This window comes from Desulfatitalea alkaliphila (assembly GCF_022968795.1).
GTDB lineage: Bacteria > Desulfobacterota > Desulfobacteria > Desulfobacterales > Desulfosarcinaceae > Desulfatitalea > Desulfatitalea alkaliphila.
The window spans coordinates 107,169-121,490 of sequence record NZ_JALJRB010000012.1 but is presented as its reverse complement, the minus strand read 5'-3'; the positions used below and the strand labels follow the sequence as shown (position 1 = coordinate 121,490).

Below are 14,322 nucleotides of genomic sequence, written 5' to 3'. Positions count from 1 at the left end.
GTTTAAAGTTGTGGCGATTATATGGTGCGGCGGCAGTGGGTGCCGCATCTTTGGGCGATTTCGTTGGAGGCGCTTTGGTGGTCGCGGTTGAGGTGGAAGTTGATCCAGGCCGAGGTTTGGTTCAGCTCCCACATGCGCGGCGGCACGCAGCCCTTGATCATTTGATCGGTGGCGTTGTCGTCGGCCAAGCGGGCGTGGGCCCGGAACCAGACGCAGCGGCGATCGGGATGCACCTCGCAGCGGCTGTCACGGCTGCCGCCGCAGGCGCCGTTGCGGGTGTGTTTGGGGCATTGGGATTCGGGGCAGAGGAATGCCACGTGCTGAATGCCGCAGTCGCCGCAGCGCAGGCACTGGAGAAGCACCTGTTTGACGGGGTCTTCCAGCAGGTCCGTCAGCAGGCGGCTTTTCCAGTTGCCGTCCAGCAGGCGGGCGAGGGTGCGGCATGCGGGCGCCGCGGGGTGGTGGCGGTCGAAAAAGATGTCGTGGGCGGCTTTGAGGGCGCGATATCGCCATCGTTCCAAACGGGAGATGGTCGGGGGTGGTGGTGTGCCGAACAGGGGTCCGGGGGTCGGCTGATCCGGGCGGGTGTCAGGGAAGGCGTAGAAGCCGTTTCGCTGCGGAAAATCGAAATCGGGCAGAAAATCGGTCCAGCGGGCCGCGATTTGGTCCAACCGGTCGAGAATACGGCCCACCGTATCGAAACTTTTATGGATACCACCCAGGTGTATGCCCTTGTAGCCCAGGCCCTTGAGCACCGCCGCCAATCGTGCGGCGCGTTCGATGCCCGCTTGCCGTCCCTCGGCGGGGCGGCGCCATTCGTCCCGCACCCGGTCGCGCAGCCGGCCGCTGACCACGGCGCCCGGCACGCCCCCGCCGTGCATGATCTCTGCCGCCTTGGGCGTCAGCACATAGACCGTGCCGAGCACCGGCAGGTCAATGTGCATGTGCCGCCGCATGCGGATCAACTCATCGAATTTACGTGCGTCGAATCCGAGCTGGGTGATGATGAACCGGGCGCCGGCGGCGGCCTTGCGGCACAACTTGGCGTATTGGGCGAAACACTCCCCCTCCGTGCGCTTGAAGGGCGATACGGCGCAGCCGCTGAAAAAGGTGTCCGGATCGCCGCCGGCGGTGATGCGTTCGCTGAGCATGCCCAGCAGGATCTGCAACTGCACCGAGTCCAGGTCGAACACCGGTGCCCCCTGGCCGCCGAATCCCTGTCCGGAATAGTCGCCGCCGAGGGCCAGAATGTTTTTCATGCCCATGCGGGCCAGTTGCAGCGCGCGGCTCTCCATGCCCACCCGGTTCATGTCGCGGCAGGTGAAATGAACGATCACGTCCATACCCAACTTGAAGATGTCGAATCCCAGCACATCGGGGCTAAGGGAGGGGTTGCCGCCGGGATTGTCCGTGATGGAGACCGCCGAAACGCGGCCGTCGGCATAGGCATCGGCGGCGATCCCCATCACCGTGTCCAATGCCCGTCCGCCGGCTTCCCGTCCGGGCACCAATTCCAGGGTGACCACGAAATGGTCCGGATCCGTCAAATCGCTTTGAAATATGCGTAACACGGCGATGCGTCTCCATCAGTGATAACATCATGAAACGATGCGCGATTCAAAAAAAGTCAAAATGGAGTATAGCACGTTCGGGCAGCTCTTGGAGACAACGATTTACATTTGACAATCGGAGGGTGACATTTGATAGTGCTTGCTGAACATGGAACCACTGTTCCGGTTCTGGTATCAAGAGCCGGCTGCTGGAGGGAAAAGCTTTAATGAAAACCATGGCCACCCAGCTGACCCTGCTGTTGAGAATGGGCCAGCAGCGCAGCAACATGCGATTGTTGCTCAAGTTCGTTCTGATTCTGCTGTTTTTCTTTGTGCTTTACAGCGTGCTGTTTCACCTGCTGATGCTCTATGAAGGGCGGGATTACAGTTGGATCACCGGATTTTACTGGACGCTGACCACCATGTCCACCTTGGGGTTCGGCGACATCACCTTCGCCAGCGACGTGGGCAAGGTTTTTTCGGTGGTGGTGCTGCTCAGCGGCATCGTTTTTCTGCTGGTCATGCTGCCGTTCACCTTCATCCAGTTTTTTTACGCTCCCTGGCTGGAGGAGCAGAACAAGGCGCGGGCCCCGCGTTCGGTGCCGGAAACCATGTCCGGTCATGTGATCTTTACCCAATTCGACGATGTCACCGTCAACTTGATCGAAAAGATCGGCCAGTACGGCATCGAGTACGTGATCGTGACCGGCGAACTGCAAAACGCCTTGGATCTGCACGATCTGGGCTTCAAAGTGGTGGTGGGTGAATTGGACGATCCCCGGACCTACCACCGCTTGCGCATTGATTCGGCCGCCATGGTGGTGGTCCTCAACGACGACATTTCCAGCACCAATATCATCTATACCATCCGTGAAGCCAACGCCCGTGTGATCACCGTCACCAACGCCGATTTGGAGGATTCCTTGGATATCCTTCAACTGGCTGGCAGCACCCATGTGTTCCAATTCACCAAGATGTTGGGTCGGGCCTTGGCGCGGCGCGTACTAGGGGTCAGCATGAAAGCCAACGTGATCGGCCGTTTTGACCGCCTGCTGATCGCCGAAGCACCCGCCATGCGCACCTGGCTTCAGGGAAAGACGCTGACCGAGAGCCGGTTGCGCGAAGTGACCGGCGTGAATGTAGTGGGCGTATGGGAAAAAAACCATTTTTCCCTGCCCACCCCTGACGCGATCATCGATGAGTCCACCGTGCTGGTGTTGGCCGGTACCGATGAGCATCTGGATCGCTTCGACCGCTCCATCGGATTTGACACCGAAACACCGCCTGCCAAGGGACCGGTGGTGGTGCTCGGCGGCGGGCGTGTCGGCCAGGCGGTGGCCAACGCCCTTAAAGCGCGCCTTATCGATTTTCGCGTGGTGGAGAAAAAGGCCGGCATCGCCGCCCGCGAGGAATATTTCGTCCAGGGCAGCGCCGCCGACCTGGACGTGTTGATCAAGGCCGGCATCAACGAAACACCGGCCATTATCATTACAACCCATGACGACAACCTCAACATCTACCTGACCATCTACTGCCGCCGTTTGCGGCCTGAGGCCCAGATCATCAGTCGGGCCAGCCTGGACCGCAACATCAACACCTTGCACCGCGCCGGCGCCAATCTGGTGCTCTCCTACAGCTCTATGGTGACCACCACCATCATGAACCTGCTCCATCCCCAGCAGATGCTCATGCTTTCGGAGGGCCTCAACGTTTTCCGTCTGCCGTTGCACCCCAAGCTGCGGCGCAAGACCCTGATTGGCGCTAAAATCCGCGAGGAGACAGGATGCAGCGTGGTGGCGGTCAAGCGCAAGGAGGAGATGATCGTCAACCCCGATCCGGAGATCGTTTTGGAAAAGGGGGACGAGTTGGTCTTGATCGGCTCGGCCAAGTCGGAGCGGCTTTTCACGGAAAAGTACCCGACGTCGGAGGGGTGAAGGCCCTGGCGGGCAGTATTAGGGCCCTGGCGGGCAGTTTTAAGTTTTAAGTGTTAAGTTTTAAGTTAATGAATTCTATCGATTATATGGGTTTGGGGGCGACTGAGCAGATGGGGCTTTCCACCAACCCGTAGGGGCACGGCACGCCGTGCCCGGGAGCACCGATCCCCACGCATGGGCACACCACACTTTGCCCTTCAGCCCCGATACATCCGTAAAGGTATAGGATGCGCTGACGAAGGAAGCGCATCGTTTCCATTGTATCGATTTCGATCCCGATCCCGATTTCGATTTCGATACTGCTTTTGCCCGCTCCTCATTTTACTTGGGCTTTGTGCATAACCGCATTCATTAATTGCTTGACATCCCGCCCGTCGGTTTCATATATTCCGATCTAACGATATACTCAACAGGGAGCGCATTATGAAGGCGTTCATTAAAGTGATGAAGGCGTTGTCCGATCCCAATCGGGTCAAGATGGTCAAGTTGCTGCAGCGGCGTGAGTTGTGCGTGTGCGAGATGCGAGAGGCTTTGGACTTGGCTCAGTCGACGGCCAGCAAGCATTTGCGCGTTTTGGAAGAGGCGGGCCTGGTCACCTTCCGCAAGGAGGGGTTGTGGGTCAACTACCGGCCGGCCGATGGCCGTGAGAATTTGTATGCCGCTTCGATGCTGGCGCATTTGAGCGATTGGCTGGAAACGGATGAGGCGGTGGCGGCGTTGTTGGACCGTTTGCCCGACATCCGACGAGAGACGATTTGCGGCAGTTGAGGCGGGGCCGACTACCCGACGATTAGGTCGGTGAGTTCAATTTCAGTCTATGAGGGTGTGGATTTTTCATGAAAGAACGGACCAAGTTGCTTTGGATCGTCGGGATTTTCTTGGCGGCCTACTATGTGCCGTGGGGGCATCCGGTGATCCGCCGATCAGGGCTGGAAGCGTTCATGATGTTCCAGGAGTATGCCCGGGAACATGTGTTGACCTGTTTGATTCCGGCCTTTTTCATCGCCGGCGCCATTGCGGTGTTCGTTTCCCAGGGGTCGGTGCTCAAATATTTCGGCGCCCGGGCCAGCCGTATCCTGGCCTATTCGGTGGCCTCGGTTTCAGGCACCATCCTGGCGGTCTGTTCCTGCACGGTGCTGCCCCTGTTCACCGGTATCTACACCCGGGGCGCGGGCATCGGTCCGGCCACGGCCTTTCTCTATTCCGGTCCGGCCATCAATGTGCTGGCCATCACCCTGACGGCCAAGATCCTGGGCTGGCAATTGGGGCTGGCACGGGCCGTCGGGGCGGTTGTTTTCGCCATCCTCACCGGTCTGTTGATGGCGCTGATATTCCGCAAGGAGGACGCCGCGCGTACCGCCGGGCAGATCCATGTGCCCGATGAGGAGGATACGGGACGCTCGCTATGGCAGGACACCGCCTACATCATGACCATGGTGCTGATCCTGGTGTTCCCCGCCTTCGCTCGACCGGCCGAAGGCAGCAGCGGCTTGTGGCCGGCTGTTTTCGCCGCCAAATGGTACATCACCGTTGCCCTGCTGATTGTGCTGGGGCTCATGCTCAAGGCGTGGTTCACCAAGGATGAATGCAAGAATTGGGTGGAGTCCACCTGGGACTTTATGAAGCAGATCTTTCCGCTGCTGGCCGGTGGCGTGCTGGTGGCCGGTTTCATGTTGGGGCGTCCCGGTGAAACGGCGCTGATTCCCGAACGTTTCATTTCGTCCTTGCTGGGCGGCAACTCCCTGTCGGCCAACCTGATCGCCTCGGTGGCCGGCGCCCTGATGTATTTTGCCACCTTGACCGAGGTGCCCATCCTGCAGGGGCTGCTCGGGTCCGGCATGGGGCAGGGGCCGGCCCTGGCCCTGTTGCTGGCCGGTCCGGCCTTGTCACTGCCCAACATGCTGGTGATCGGCAGTGTCTTGGGGGTCAAAAAGACAGCGGTATTTTGCATGATTATCGTGGTGATGTCCACCATCGCCGGTATGATATACGGCAGCTTTGCCGGGTAGGGGGTGCCATGCAGAACGACGACGTCGTCCAGGTACGCGTGGGCAAGCACGGGATCGGGATCCTCGGTTCTGTGGTGTGCGTCGGTTCGGTGCCGCCGCGTGCCAAAATAAAGGCCTGGCTTGAACAGGCCTTGCATAAAAATTCATCATTAGGAGTTGTCAAAATGGATGTCAAAGTGCTGGGTCCGGGTTGCGCCAAATGCGCCCAGGCCGAAAAGGTGGTCAGAGAAGCCATTGCCGAGGCGGGTGTGAATGCCGAGATCGAGAAGGTGACCGACGTGATGAAAATCGCCGGCTACGGCGTGTTCGGCACCCCGGCGGTGGTGATCGACGGCGAAGTCAAATCGGTGGGCAAGATTCCATCCAAGGCCGATGTGATCGGTTGGCTGCAGAAGTAGGTTTCAAGAGAACAAGGGATGCCATTCGGAGGTTATATGACCAGAATATTCAACATCGGCCTCTGGGCCGCTTCGCTCTTCATCTCGCTGTTTGTCACAGGCATCGCTGTGGCGGATGTACCGCGGTTGGCGTTGACGGAAGAGCGCCATCAATTCGAAACGGTGGTTGAAGGGGTGGCGGTGCTGCACGATTTCGTCATCCGCAATGGAGGCACGGCCGAATTGCAAATCGAACGGGTGGAGTCCGGCTGAGGGTGCGCAGCGGTCTCGTTCACGAGACAGATCCCTCCCGGTGGCGAGGGAACCATTACGGTCAAGGTCGATACCCGCGGATACGGCGGGCGCAATCTCACAAAGGGCGTGCGGGTGTACACCAACGATCCCCGGCGGCGCGAATTCAATCTGACGATGAGTGGTCGGGTGGATCGGTTTGCGGAGATTTCACCCCAACGGCTGGTGTTGGCGGGATATGTCGGCGACACATTGCAGGAAACCGTGACGATCCGCCCGACCCGGCAGCACCCCTTCACAATCACCGGCGTGCGGCTCAGGGACGGTCAGCATTTGAAATTCAAGATGGACCGTTCGAGTGGGCAGAGCGCCGCTGAGTATCGATTGCACATCGAGAACACCAAGGCCGATGCCGGCCGCTATGTCGATCAGATCTTCCTGGAGACCGACAGCGAACTGCACCCGGAAATCCGCCTCGCCGTCAGTGTGTTCATCCGTCCAGCGCAATCCGGTGGCGGTTCGTGATGCGACCATAACCGACCGAATCAAATGGGGGGCATCCATGACGGAAACGCCGCGCATCGCAAAGATATTGTTCGCCACCGATTTGTCACTCAATGCCGAACGGGCCTTTGCCTATGCCCTGAGTTTGGCCGATGCTTACGGGGCCGAAGTGACGGTGCTGCATGTTTTCGGCAAGTTGCCGCCCAACGCCGATTTGCTCCTGGTGTCGTTCCTGGGCTATGGCAGCATCGAGGAGATGCATGCCAAGAGTCGTGGACAGCTCATGGAACGCACCCGGGAGCGTATTACCCGGTTCTGCGCCGAAGCCGCGGGAGTGACTTCCACTTGCCGGGTCATGCGCGACCGGGTGATCGTCGAAACAGGCAAGGCATCCGAACGGATTCTGCACCACGCCCATTCCGGTGGGTACGACATTTTGGTCATGGGCACACGCGGCCATGGTTTGATTCAGGAAGCGCTCCTCGGAGGCACCTCCCGCAAAGTGATACAAGATTGCGCCATTCCGGTTTTCCTGGTGCCCATGGGCAATGGCCGTTAGGGCTCGGATAAGGCTTGCAATGCCTGCGATTTTTATTCTATAGACGGACCACCTGAAACGATAACGGGTACATCATCAGGGGTCACTCGCGCCATGCGCAAATACCTTCAAATCCTTACCACTTTCAGTGTTCTGCTGGGGCTTGCCGCCGCCGGTGCATGTGCGGTCGCATTTCAGTTGCCTGACCACGAAGGGTGCTCGAAAGGCAAGACATGGAGAGAGGGCGACGGCATCCCGTGGCGATCGCCGTTGTCCGGAGTGTTTCCCTGCAAGGCCGGCATGGCGCACGTGTTGCTCCCGGCAAGTACCCTCCTGCGGCCCGTCGATTACCATCCGCAATACAGGTCCGTTTTCCTTGAAGGCGGCGCAAATATTTCCCCAGGAACGGAGAATGGGCACAACGGGAATTCCCGGTTGGCCCGATCCGTCAATGAGTCGCCGGCGTCTGCTGCCTACTACACCTTGTTTTGTGTTTGGCTTTGCTAAGGCGATTCCTGTCTACCCAACCCATTGTTCATGTTGTGCGGGCGCTCTTCCGAAACGTGGGTTTTCGGAAATTTTGCTTTTTCGCGCAATTTGGCACTTAAATTGTTTGTGCTGCGCGACCGACGATTCGGCAGGCCATCCTCACTGATCGTTAGGTCCAGCTATGGATTCGATACAGAGAACAGAGAGAGAGGGGAAGAAGCCTAAAAATGAAATCCAGATTTCCCATAGGTCGGGTGATCATCATCCTTTTGGTCGCCGCGGCGGCCGTTTATGCCATCGTCCAGAGTCAGAGCGGCGCGCCGTCGGCCCCGTCCGCATCGGCCCTGTCCGCATCGGCGCCGGCCGGCCAAGGGCCGTTGCAACTGAACACCGGACGGGTGACCATGATCGACCTGGGCGCCACCGAATGTGTCCCCTGCAAGATGATGGCGCCCATTCTTGAGGAGTTGAAACAAGAATATGCCGGCCGGGCCGACATTATCTTCATCGACGTATGGAAGGATCCGCCCCAGGCCCGCAAGTACGGTATCCGGGCGATTCCCACCCAGATCTTCTTCGACGCGCAAGGCAATGAGGCGTTCCGCCACACGGGCTTCATGGATAAGCAGCGGATTGTGGATGCGCTCGCCAAGCTCGGCGTCTCTTGATGAGGAGCGACGGGGCGACCACCGCCGTTGGCCGCAAGGAGCGCGCGCCAATAGACAAAAGAGGAGTCAAAACGAGATGTTCAACCAGTTTTTGATCACCGTGAATCAATGGATGACCGGTGGCCTTCTCGTCGCCGGAGCGGGATCTTTTTTGTGGGGCATGGTCAGCGTGCTTTTCAGCCCGTGCCACCTGGCTTCCATCCCATTAATCGTGGCCTATGTAGGCGGGCAGGAGACTGCGGTCAATCCCAAACGCGCCGGCTGGTATGCCGGTGCATTTACTACGGGGCTTTTCATCACCATCGCCGCCGTGGGAGTGGTGTGCGCCTTGATGGGGCGCATGCTCGGCGACGTGGGGATCTGGCTGCAGGTGTTGGTAGGAGGCGTGCTGATTTGGGTCTCCCTGGGGATGTTGGGGGTCCAGGCTTGTTCCATGTCCGGGTCCCTGCTGTATCGGCTCAAGCTGCGGGGGATCCACGGTGCTTTCGGCCTCGGGCTGGCCTACGGGATCTTGTCGGGATCGTGCACCTTCGGGTTCATTGCGCCCATTCTGGCCATCGTTACCGTGCAGCAGGAATTTGTCTCCGGCAGCGTGATGATGATTCTGTTCGCCATCGGACATTGCCTGCCCATCGCCATCGCCGGTAGTTCCACGGCCATGGTGCGCAAATTGACCGAAAGCAGCGCCTGGCAGGGAACGGGGATGTGGTTTCAGCGCGGTGCCGGTGTGGTGATCGGTTTGCTGGGGGCCTACTTCATCATCAATCCCCTGTTCGGTGATCCGGTCACCCGGTTGTTCAACGCCGCGCTGGCATGAAGGGGATATATAAAATAGATTTGGAAGGTGGATAATGGCCCGAGCGACAACCTACGGCGCACGTTTTTTTCTCGGCCTGTTGTGGATCTATGCCAGCTATGACAAGATCCTGAACCCGGAAGCCTTCGCCTATGCGGTTTACAACTACCAGGTGCTGCCCGACGGCGGCATCAACCTGACGGCCCTGGTGCTGCCCTGGGTGGAGTTGTTGATGGGCATATGCCTTCTGGTCGGGTTCTGGCTGCCCGGTGCCGCCTTGCTGAGCACTTTGCTGCTGGCGGGATTTGCCGGCGCCCTGCTGTTCAATCTTTACCGGGGGCTGGATGTTCAGTGCGGTTGCTTTTCGACCCAAGCCGGCGGAGATCCGGCGGGCTATCCGACCGTTTTAAGGGACTTGAGTTTTTTGGCCGTCTCGGTATACCTGATGGTCATGGTGACCTTCCGCGGGTCCTTACAAAACAGGGGTGAGCGTGTTCAACACGTTCCTCGACGAGAAGGAGGAGGATGAGATTGGAACCTAATAAAAACAGACGATTCGGCTTTTCGCCGATCCGTTTCATGGCCGGCCTGTTGTTGCTGGGTGCGTTTGTATGGGCAGCGCCGGCCCTTGCGGCTGAAGAGCAACAGGCGCCGGAGCCGTTCGATGCGGTGTTCACCTTTGGCGACGGCCCCATTGAACTCTTTGTGTTCGCCGACTATTTCTGCCCGCCGTGTCGACGGGTGGAGCCTCATCTCGACAAGGCCCTGAGGGATCTGGTACCGCTGGGGGTCCAGGTGACATTTGTGGATATGCCATTCAGTCGCATGGCGCCTTTGTATGCCCGTTACTTTCTCTATGCGGCCAAGGCGGCTTCTTCCCTGGACGGTGTTTTGCACGCCCGTGATGTGCTGTTCCAGATCGCCAAGAACAACGGCGTGGCCTCGGATCAGGAGATGGTGAAGGCTTTGAAGGAAAATGAGGTGGCGATCACGTATTTCGATGTACGTCCCTTATTAACCCGCTGGGGGGAGATCATCCAGGCGCACAATGTGCGCAGCACCCCCACTTGCATCATCGTCAAGCCGGGGCAGGAACCCAGCCGGCATGTCGGCAGCGAGGAGATCCCTAAGGCCATCGATCAATTGCTGGCCGAATTGTCCGGCAATGGAAAAACCGCCGCGGCCGCCGCCGGTGATTAGGAAGACCGTGGACGATTGGAACAGGGCGTTTCCACGGGCGCCCCAAAGGGACAATGGCCATTAAATGAGATTCAAGGCAAGACCATCCATTAAAAGCATCTTTGGTCAAACAGCGGCCATTGTCCTCCTCGGGGCATTGCTGGCCCTGACGTTCAACCATTTCCGTTCCGACGGCATCGCCCTGGTGGCGGACTGGTCACCGGCGGGCCGTTTGCAGGCCGCAACGGGCAGCGACGACCTGGTGATTCCAATGGATCAGGCCATCACTTTTCATGAAACCCGAGAGGCGGTTTTCGTGGATGCCCGTTCCCCCAATGAATTCGCTGAGGGTCATATTGCGGGTGCGATCAATGTGCCCTGGGAAAATGCGTTCGATTACATTGAGCAATTTTTCGCGGCGGTGCCCGATGACAGCACCGTCGTCATCGCCTATTGCGATGGGGAGGGATGCCCGTTGAGTGAGGAGCTTGTGCTGCTGTTGCGCGACATGGGTTATGGAAACGCCCGCGTTCTGGTCAACGGCTGGACCCTGTGGCGCCGCCACGGCTATCCCGTGGAGTAGACCAAGAGGACCAAGAGGGGCCAGTAGGGGACGCCCTTTATATTTTTATATTTGGGCCAAAAAAGGACCACATATAAAAATATAAAGGGCGTCCCCTTCCGCCAAGGGCGTCCCCTTGCGCCCGTGTCAAGATTGCGCTTGACAAGGAGGGGGGGGGTCGGTAGTATCATTTCTATGTTTAGCGAAATGACGATATTTGGGTGGGCGGTATGGAATATCCACTGAAAATTGCCAAGGCCTTGGCGGATGGGGGCCGAATGCGCGTCGTGGCAGCCCTGTTAGACCATGACGAACTGTGCGTCTGTCAAATCGTGGAGATGCTGCGCCTGAGTACACCGACGGTCTCCCGTCATATGAGTATTCTGCAAAATGCCCGTCTTGTGCGGTATCGCAAAGACGGTAAATGGGTTTACTACCGCCTTGACAAATCATTTCCGGATCATTTGCGACAGTGGCTGCTTGAATCGTTTTCGAATTCAGAGGAATTCAAGGCGGACCAGTTGACGCTGGAGACGATACTTGAATGTGATCCCGGTGAGTTATGTCGGCAACAAAGAGATAAAAGATAGGCCAACCAGGTTAAGGAGTCTGATTGTTATGGCAAAAGGGAAGACAGCCGGAATTGGTTTCTTTGAACGGAATCTGACACTGTGGGTGATCTTGTGCATGGTCGCCGGGGTGATGATCGGAAGGTTTCTTCCCGCCATTCCGGCGCAATTGGCCAAATTTGAATACGCGCAAGTTTCCATTCCCATCGCTGTTTTAATATGGCTGATGATTTATCCCATGATGATGAAGGTTGATTTTGCCAGCGTAAAAAATGTCGGCAAAAATCCAACGGGGCTGTATGTCACTTGGATCGTCAACTGGCTGATTAAGCCGTTCACCATGTTCGGGATTGCGGCGTTCTTTTTCTATGTGGTTTTCAAATCCCTGATTCCGCCCGATTTGGCGAGGGATTATCTGGCCGGCGCCGTTCTTCTGGGAGCTGCGCCATGTACCGCCATGGTATTTGTCTGGAGCCACTTAACCAGGGGAAATCCTGCCTACACGGTGGTCCAGGTGGCGACCAATGATCTGATCATTCTCATTGCCTTTACACCGATCGTGGCGCTGCTGCTGGGGGTGGGAGGGATCACCATTCCTTGGAATACACTTTTTTTATCGGTATTTCTTTTCGTGGTGATTCCGCTGGTCGGCGGCATAATGACGCGTCATATAGTGATTAAAAATAAAGGCGAGGACTATTTCAACCAATCCTTTATCCCCAAATTCAATAACATCACCATCGGTGGGTTATTGTTGACGCTGATTCTCATTTTTTCTTTCCAGGGAGATGTGATTCTAGGCAACCCCTTGCATATCGTACTGATTGCAGTGCCGTTGATTGTTCAAACCCTCTTTATATTTTTCATCGCCTACCTGTTGGCTCGAAAAATCAGATTGCCGCATGACGTGGCTGCACCGGCCGGCATGATCGGCGCCTCGAACTTTTTTGAGCTGGCGGTTGCTGTCGCCATTACCCTGTTCGGCGCCGCTTCACCTGCGGTGTTGGCAACCATTGTGGGTGTTCTGGTCGAGGTGCCGGTAATGCTTTTTCTGGTAAAGATCGCGAATCGCACAACGGGTTGGTTTCCCTCCGCGGCAAGTATGAATACGCGTTGAGCGTCAAAATGGATAATTAGGGAGGAAAAGCATGTTTAAACGCTTCATCGTGGCCACGGACCTTTCCCCGGCGTCCTTTTCCGTGGTGAGTTGCCTCGGCGGATTGAAAACATACGGTGCCGAACAGTGTCTGCTGATTCCGGCACCTCGATAGCCTGCCGCGAGTTAGATTCGTGGTATACGGCACCTATTCCGGATTGGCATCCCCTGGAGTTGCTGGCACGCGCCTATGCGCAGGAAGAGTAGAACTCTGTCCATCCGGGACCGGTCGATGGATCGATGGCGGTCCGGATCTTGAAATGACAATCCTCCAAGGAGAGACCAACATGACCCACATGCTCATCATTGGCGGCAGCGATGCCGGTATCAGCGCCGCCCTGCGCATTCGGGAGCTGGATTCGCAGGTCCGCGTCACTGTGGCCGCGGCCGACGCCTATCCCAACTTCAGCATCTGCGGTTTGCCGTTCTACCTGAGCGGTGAGGTGGCTGACTGGCGCACCCTGGCCCATCGCACCAGCAGTGAAATCGAAAGCCACGGCATCGATCTGCTGCTGGATTACCGGGCCGAATGCATCGACGCCGATAACAAGTCCGTTCAATTTGTCTCTGCCGCCGGGCAATCCGTCACGGTCGGATATGATCAACTGCTGATTGGCACCGGCGCTGAGTCCGTGCGGCCTTCCATTCCAGGCATGGATCTGCCCGGCGTTTTCTGCTTGCGCTGGATGGGGGACAGTTTCGCCGTCAAGGCGTTTCTGGACAGCGCCGCACCCCGCCGTGCGGTGATCATCGGCGGCGGCTACATCGGCCTGGAGATGGCCGATGCCCTGACGGTGCGCGGCATGGCGGTGACACTGGTGGAGTTTGCGCCGGAGGTGCTCACCACCCTCGATCCGGAACTGGGGGGGCGGATCCGGGCGGAACTCGAGACCAAGGGCGTGACGGTGCATACGGGGACCGCCGTCCAGGGCATCGAACATCGGGACAGCGCCCTATCCGTGGTCGTTGCCGGGGGTTCGCGCATCCCCGCCGACCTGGTGCTGGTGGCCGTGGGCGCGCGACCTGCCACCGGATTGGCCCGCACCGCCGGCGTCGGACTGGGTGAGGGTGGGGCCATCGCGGTGGACCGCACCATGGCCACCGGCGTTCCGGCCATTTGGGCCGCTGGCGATTGCGTGCACACCTGGCACCGGGTGCTGGGGCGCCATGTGTACATGCCCCTGGGCACCACCGCCCACAAGCAGGGCCGCGTGGCCGGCGAGAACATGCTGGGCGGTCAACGTGAATTCGCCGGCAGCCTGGGCACCCAGGTGGTCAAGGTGTGCGACCAAGTGGCCGCCCGCACCGGATTGAGGGACACCGGGGCCGCGGCCGCCGGTTTCGATCCGCTGACCGTGGCCTTGACCACCTGGGACCACAAGGCCTACTACCCCGGCGCCACGGAACTGCACCTGCGCGTCACCGGTTGCCGCCGTTCAGGGCGGCTGTTGGGCGCCCAAATCGTCGGCCACCGGTCGGCGGAGGTTTCCAAGCGCATCGATATCTTCGCCACGGCCCTTCACCACGGCATGCAGGTGGAAGAACTGAGCCACCTGGATCTTTCCTACACCCCGCCACTCTCCAGCCCCTTCGACCCGGTCCAGATGGCGGCCATGCAATGGGAATAGAGGGGACGCCCTTAACTTATTAACTTACTGCCTGAAGTTCGGCAGTAAGTTAATAAGTTAAGGGCGTCCCCTCGTCGCCATCCCCCCGCCGTTCCCCTTTATCTTTTTCAT

16 protein-coding genes are annotated in these 14,322 nt (G+C 58.4%); 15 read left to right on the top strand and 1 reads right to left on the bottom strand.

Annotation, left to right across the window (positions count from 1 at the left end):
- Positions 1-17: 17 nt before the first annotated feature.
- Complete coding sequence (locus tag MRX98_RS12275; protein WP_246908739.1) at positions 18-1,571, bottom strand: methylenetetrahydrofolate reductase C-terminal domain-containing protein; 1,554 nt, start codon at positions 1,569-1,571, stop codon at positions 18-20.
- 206 nt (positions 1,572-1,777) lie between these two features.
- On the opposite strand from MRX98_RS12275, the gene MRX98_RS12270 reads away from it, so the two are divergent.
- The 15 genes from MRX98_RS12270 to MRX98_RS12200 all read left to right on the top strand — a co-directional run bounded on the left by MRX98_RS12270 (position 1,778) and on the right by MRX98_RS12200 (position 14,211).
- Positions 1,778-3,484 carry a potassium channel family protein gene (locus tag MRX98_RS12270; RefSeq protein ID WP_246908737.1) on the top strand — a complete coding sequence of 569 codons (1,707 nt, stop codon included), beginning with the start codon at positions 1,778-1,780 and terminating at the stop codon, positions 3,482-3,484.
- Positions 3,485-3,907: 423 nt separating this feature from the next.
- Positions 3,908-4,252: an ArsR/SmtB family transcription factor gene (locus tag MRX98_RS12265; protein ID WP_246908730.1), complete on the top strand. Its 345-nt coding sequence runs from the start codon at positions 3,908-3,910 to the stop codon at positions 4,250-4,252.
- Between the two features lie 68 nt (positions 4,253-4,320).
- Positions 4,321-5,493, top strand: a complete 1,173-nt coding sequence (locus MRX98_RS12260; protein WP_246908722.1) for a permease — start codon at positions 4,321-4,323, stop codon at positions 5,491-5,493.
- 164 nt (positions 5,494-5,657) lie between these two features.
- Positions 5,658-5,891 (top strand): thioredoxin family protein, encoded by a 234-nt coding sequence (locus MRX98_RS12255; protein WP_246908720.1) that lies wholly within the window; start codon positions 5,658-5,660, stop codon positions 5,889-5,891.
- A 36-nt stretch (positions 5,892-5,927) separates the two neighbouring features.
- Positions 5,928-6,647 carry a DUF1573 domain-containing protein gene (locus tag MRX98_RS22040; protein WP_262987142.1) on the top strand — a complete coding sequence of 240 codons (720 nt, stop codon included), beginning with the start codon at positions 5,928-5,930 and terminating at the stop codon, positions 6,645-6,647.
- Between the two features lie 37 nt (positions 6,648-6,684).
- Positions 6,685-7,185 (top strand): universal stress protein, encoded by a 501-nt coding sequence (locus MRX98_RS12240; protein WP_246908714.1) that lies wholly within the window; start codon positions 6,685-6,687, stop codon positions 7,183-7,185.
- A 695-nt stretch (positions 7,186-7,880) separates the two neighbouring features.
- Positions 7,881-8,321, top strand: coding sequence for a thioredoxin family protein (locus MRX98_RS12235; protein ID WP_246908712.1), 441 nt, complete (start codon positions 7,881-7,883; stop codon positions 8,319-8,321).
- A 76-nt stretch (positions 8,322-8,397) separates the two neighbouring features.
- Positions 8,398-9,138 carry a cytochrome c biogenesis CcdA family protein gene (locus MRX98_RS12230; protein ID WP_246908710.1) on the top strand — a complete coding sequence of 247 codons (741 nt, stop codon included), beginning with the start codon at positions 8,398-8,400 and terminating at the stop codon, positions 9,136-9,138.
- Between the two features lie 34 nt (positions 9,139-9,172).
- Entirely contained in the window at positions 9,173-9,646 is a 474-nt protein-coding gene (locus MRX98_RS12225) for a MauE/DoxX family redox-associated membrane protein (RefSeq protein ID WP_246908708.1), read from the top strand.
- A complete protein-coding gene (locus MRX98_RS12220; RefSeq protein ID WP_246908699.1) occupies positions 9,643-10,317 on the top strand; it encodes a DsbA family protein in 675 nt (224 codons plus the stop codon). Before MRX98_RS12225 ends, MRX98_RS12220 begins: the two co-directional genes overlap by 4 nt.
- Before the next feature lie 64 nt (positions 10,318-10,381).
- Positions 10,382-10,879 carry a rhodanese-like domain-containing protein gene (locus tag MRX98_RS12215; RefSeq protein ID WP_246908697.1) on the top strand — a complete coding sequence of 166 codons (498 nt, stop codon included), beginning with the start codon at positions 10,382-10,384 and terminating at the stop codon, positions 10,877-10,879.
- A gap of 209 nt (positions 10,880-11,088) precedes the next feature.
- Entirely contained in the window at positions 11,089-11,448 is a 360-nt protein-coding gene (locus tag MRX98_RS12210; RefSeq protein WP_246908695.1) for an ArsR/SmtB family transcription factor, read from the top strand.
- Between the two features lie 28 nt (positions 11,449-11,476).
- Positions 11,477-12,544, top strand: a complete 1,068-nt coding sequence (gene arsB, locus MRX98_RS12205) for an ACR3 family arsenite efflux transporter (RefSeq protein WP_281432329.1) — start codon at positions 11,477-11,479, stop codon at positions 12,542-12,544.
- 31 nt (positions 12,545-12,575) lie between these two features.
- Positions 12,576-12,698 (top strand): hypothetical protein, encoded by a 123-nt coding sequence (locus MRX98_RS22035; RefSeq protein WP_281432328.1) that lies wholly within the window; start codon positions 12,576-12,578, stop codon positions 12,696-12,698.
- A 172-nt stretch (positions 12,699-12,870) separates the two neighbouring features.
- On the top strand, positions 12,871-14,211 hold the full coding sequence (locus MRX98_RS12200; RefSeq protein WP_246908686.1) for an FAD-dependent oxidoreductase: 1,341 nt from the start codon (positions 12,871-12,873) through the stop codon (positions 14,209-14,211).
- Positions 14,212-14,322: the final 111 nt, after the last annotated feature.

Bases quoted from the DNA above. Each gene is read 5' to 3' on its own strand.
- arsB (WP_281432329.1), top strand. From the start codon at position 11,477: ATGGCAAAAGGGAAGACAGCCGGAATTGGTTTCTTTGAACGGAATCTG.
- MRX98_RS12225 (WP_246908708.1), top strand. From the start codon at position 9,173: ATGGCCCGAGCGACAACCTACGGCGCACGTTTTTTTCTCGGCCTGTTG.
- MRX98_RS12240 (WP_246908714.1), top strand. From the start codon at position 6,685: ATGACGGAAACGCCGCGCATCGCAAAGATATTGTTCGCCACCGATTTG.
- MRX98_RS12220 (WP_246908699.1), top strand. From the start codon at position 9,643: ATGAGATTGGAACCTAATAAAAACAGACGATTCGGCTTTTCGCCGATC.
- MRX98_RS12215 (WP_246908697.1), top strand. From the start codon at position 10,382: ATGAGATTCAAGGCAAGACCATCCATTAAAAGCATCTTTGGTCAAACA.
- MRX98_RS12255 (WP_246908720.1), top strand. From the start codon at position 5,658: ATGGATGTCAAAGTGCTGGGTCCGGGTTGCGCCAAATGCGCCCAGGCC.
- MRX98_RS12230 (WP_246908710.1), top strand. From the start codon at position 8,398: ATGTTCAACCAGTTTTTGATCACCGTGAATCAATGGATGACCGGTGGC.
- MRX98_RS12270 (WP_246908737.1), top strand. From the start codon at position 1,778: ATGAAAACCATGGCCACCCAGCTGACCCTGCTGTTGAGAATGGGCCAG.
- MRX98_RS22035 (WP_281432328.1), top strand. From the start codon at position 12,576: ATGTTTAAACGCTTCATCGTGGCCACGGACCTTTCCCCGGCGTCCTTT.
- MRX98_RS12235 (WP_246908712.1), top strand. From the start codon at position 7,881: ATGAAATCCAGATTTCCCATAGGTCGGGTGATCATCATCCTTTTGGTC.
- MRX98_RS12200 (WP_246908686.1), top strand. From the start codon at position 12,871: ATGACCCACATGCTCATCATTGGCGGCAGCGATGCCGGTATCAGCGCC.
- MRX98_RS12260 (WP_246908722.1), top strand. From the start codon at position 4,321: ATGAAAGAACGGACCAAGTTGCTTTGGATCGTCGGGATTTTCTTGGCG.
- MRX98_RS12265 (WP_246908730.1), top strand. From the start codon at position 3,908: ATGAAGGCGTTCATTAAAGTGATGAAGGCGTTGTCCGATCCCAATCGG.
- MRX98_RS12210 (WP_246908695.1), top strand. From the start codon at position 11,089: ATGGAATATCCACTGAAAATTGCCAAGGCCTTGGCGGATGGGGGCCGA.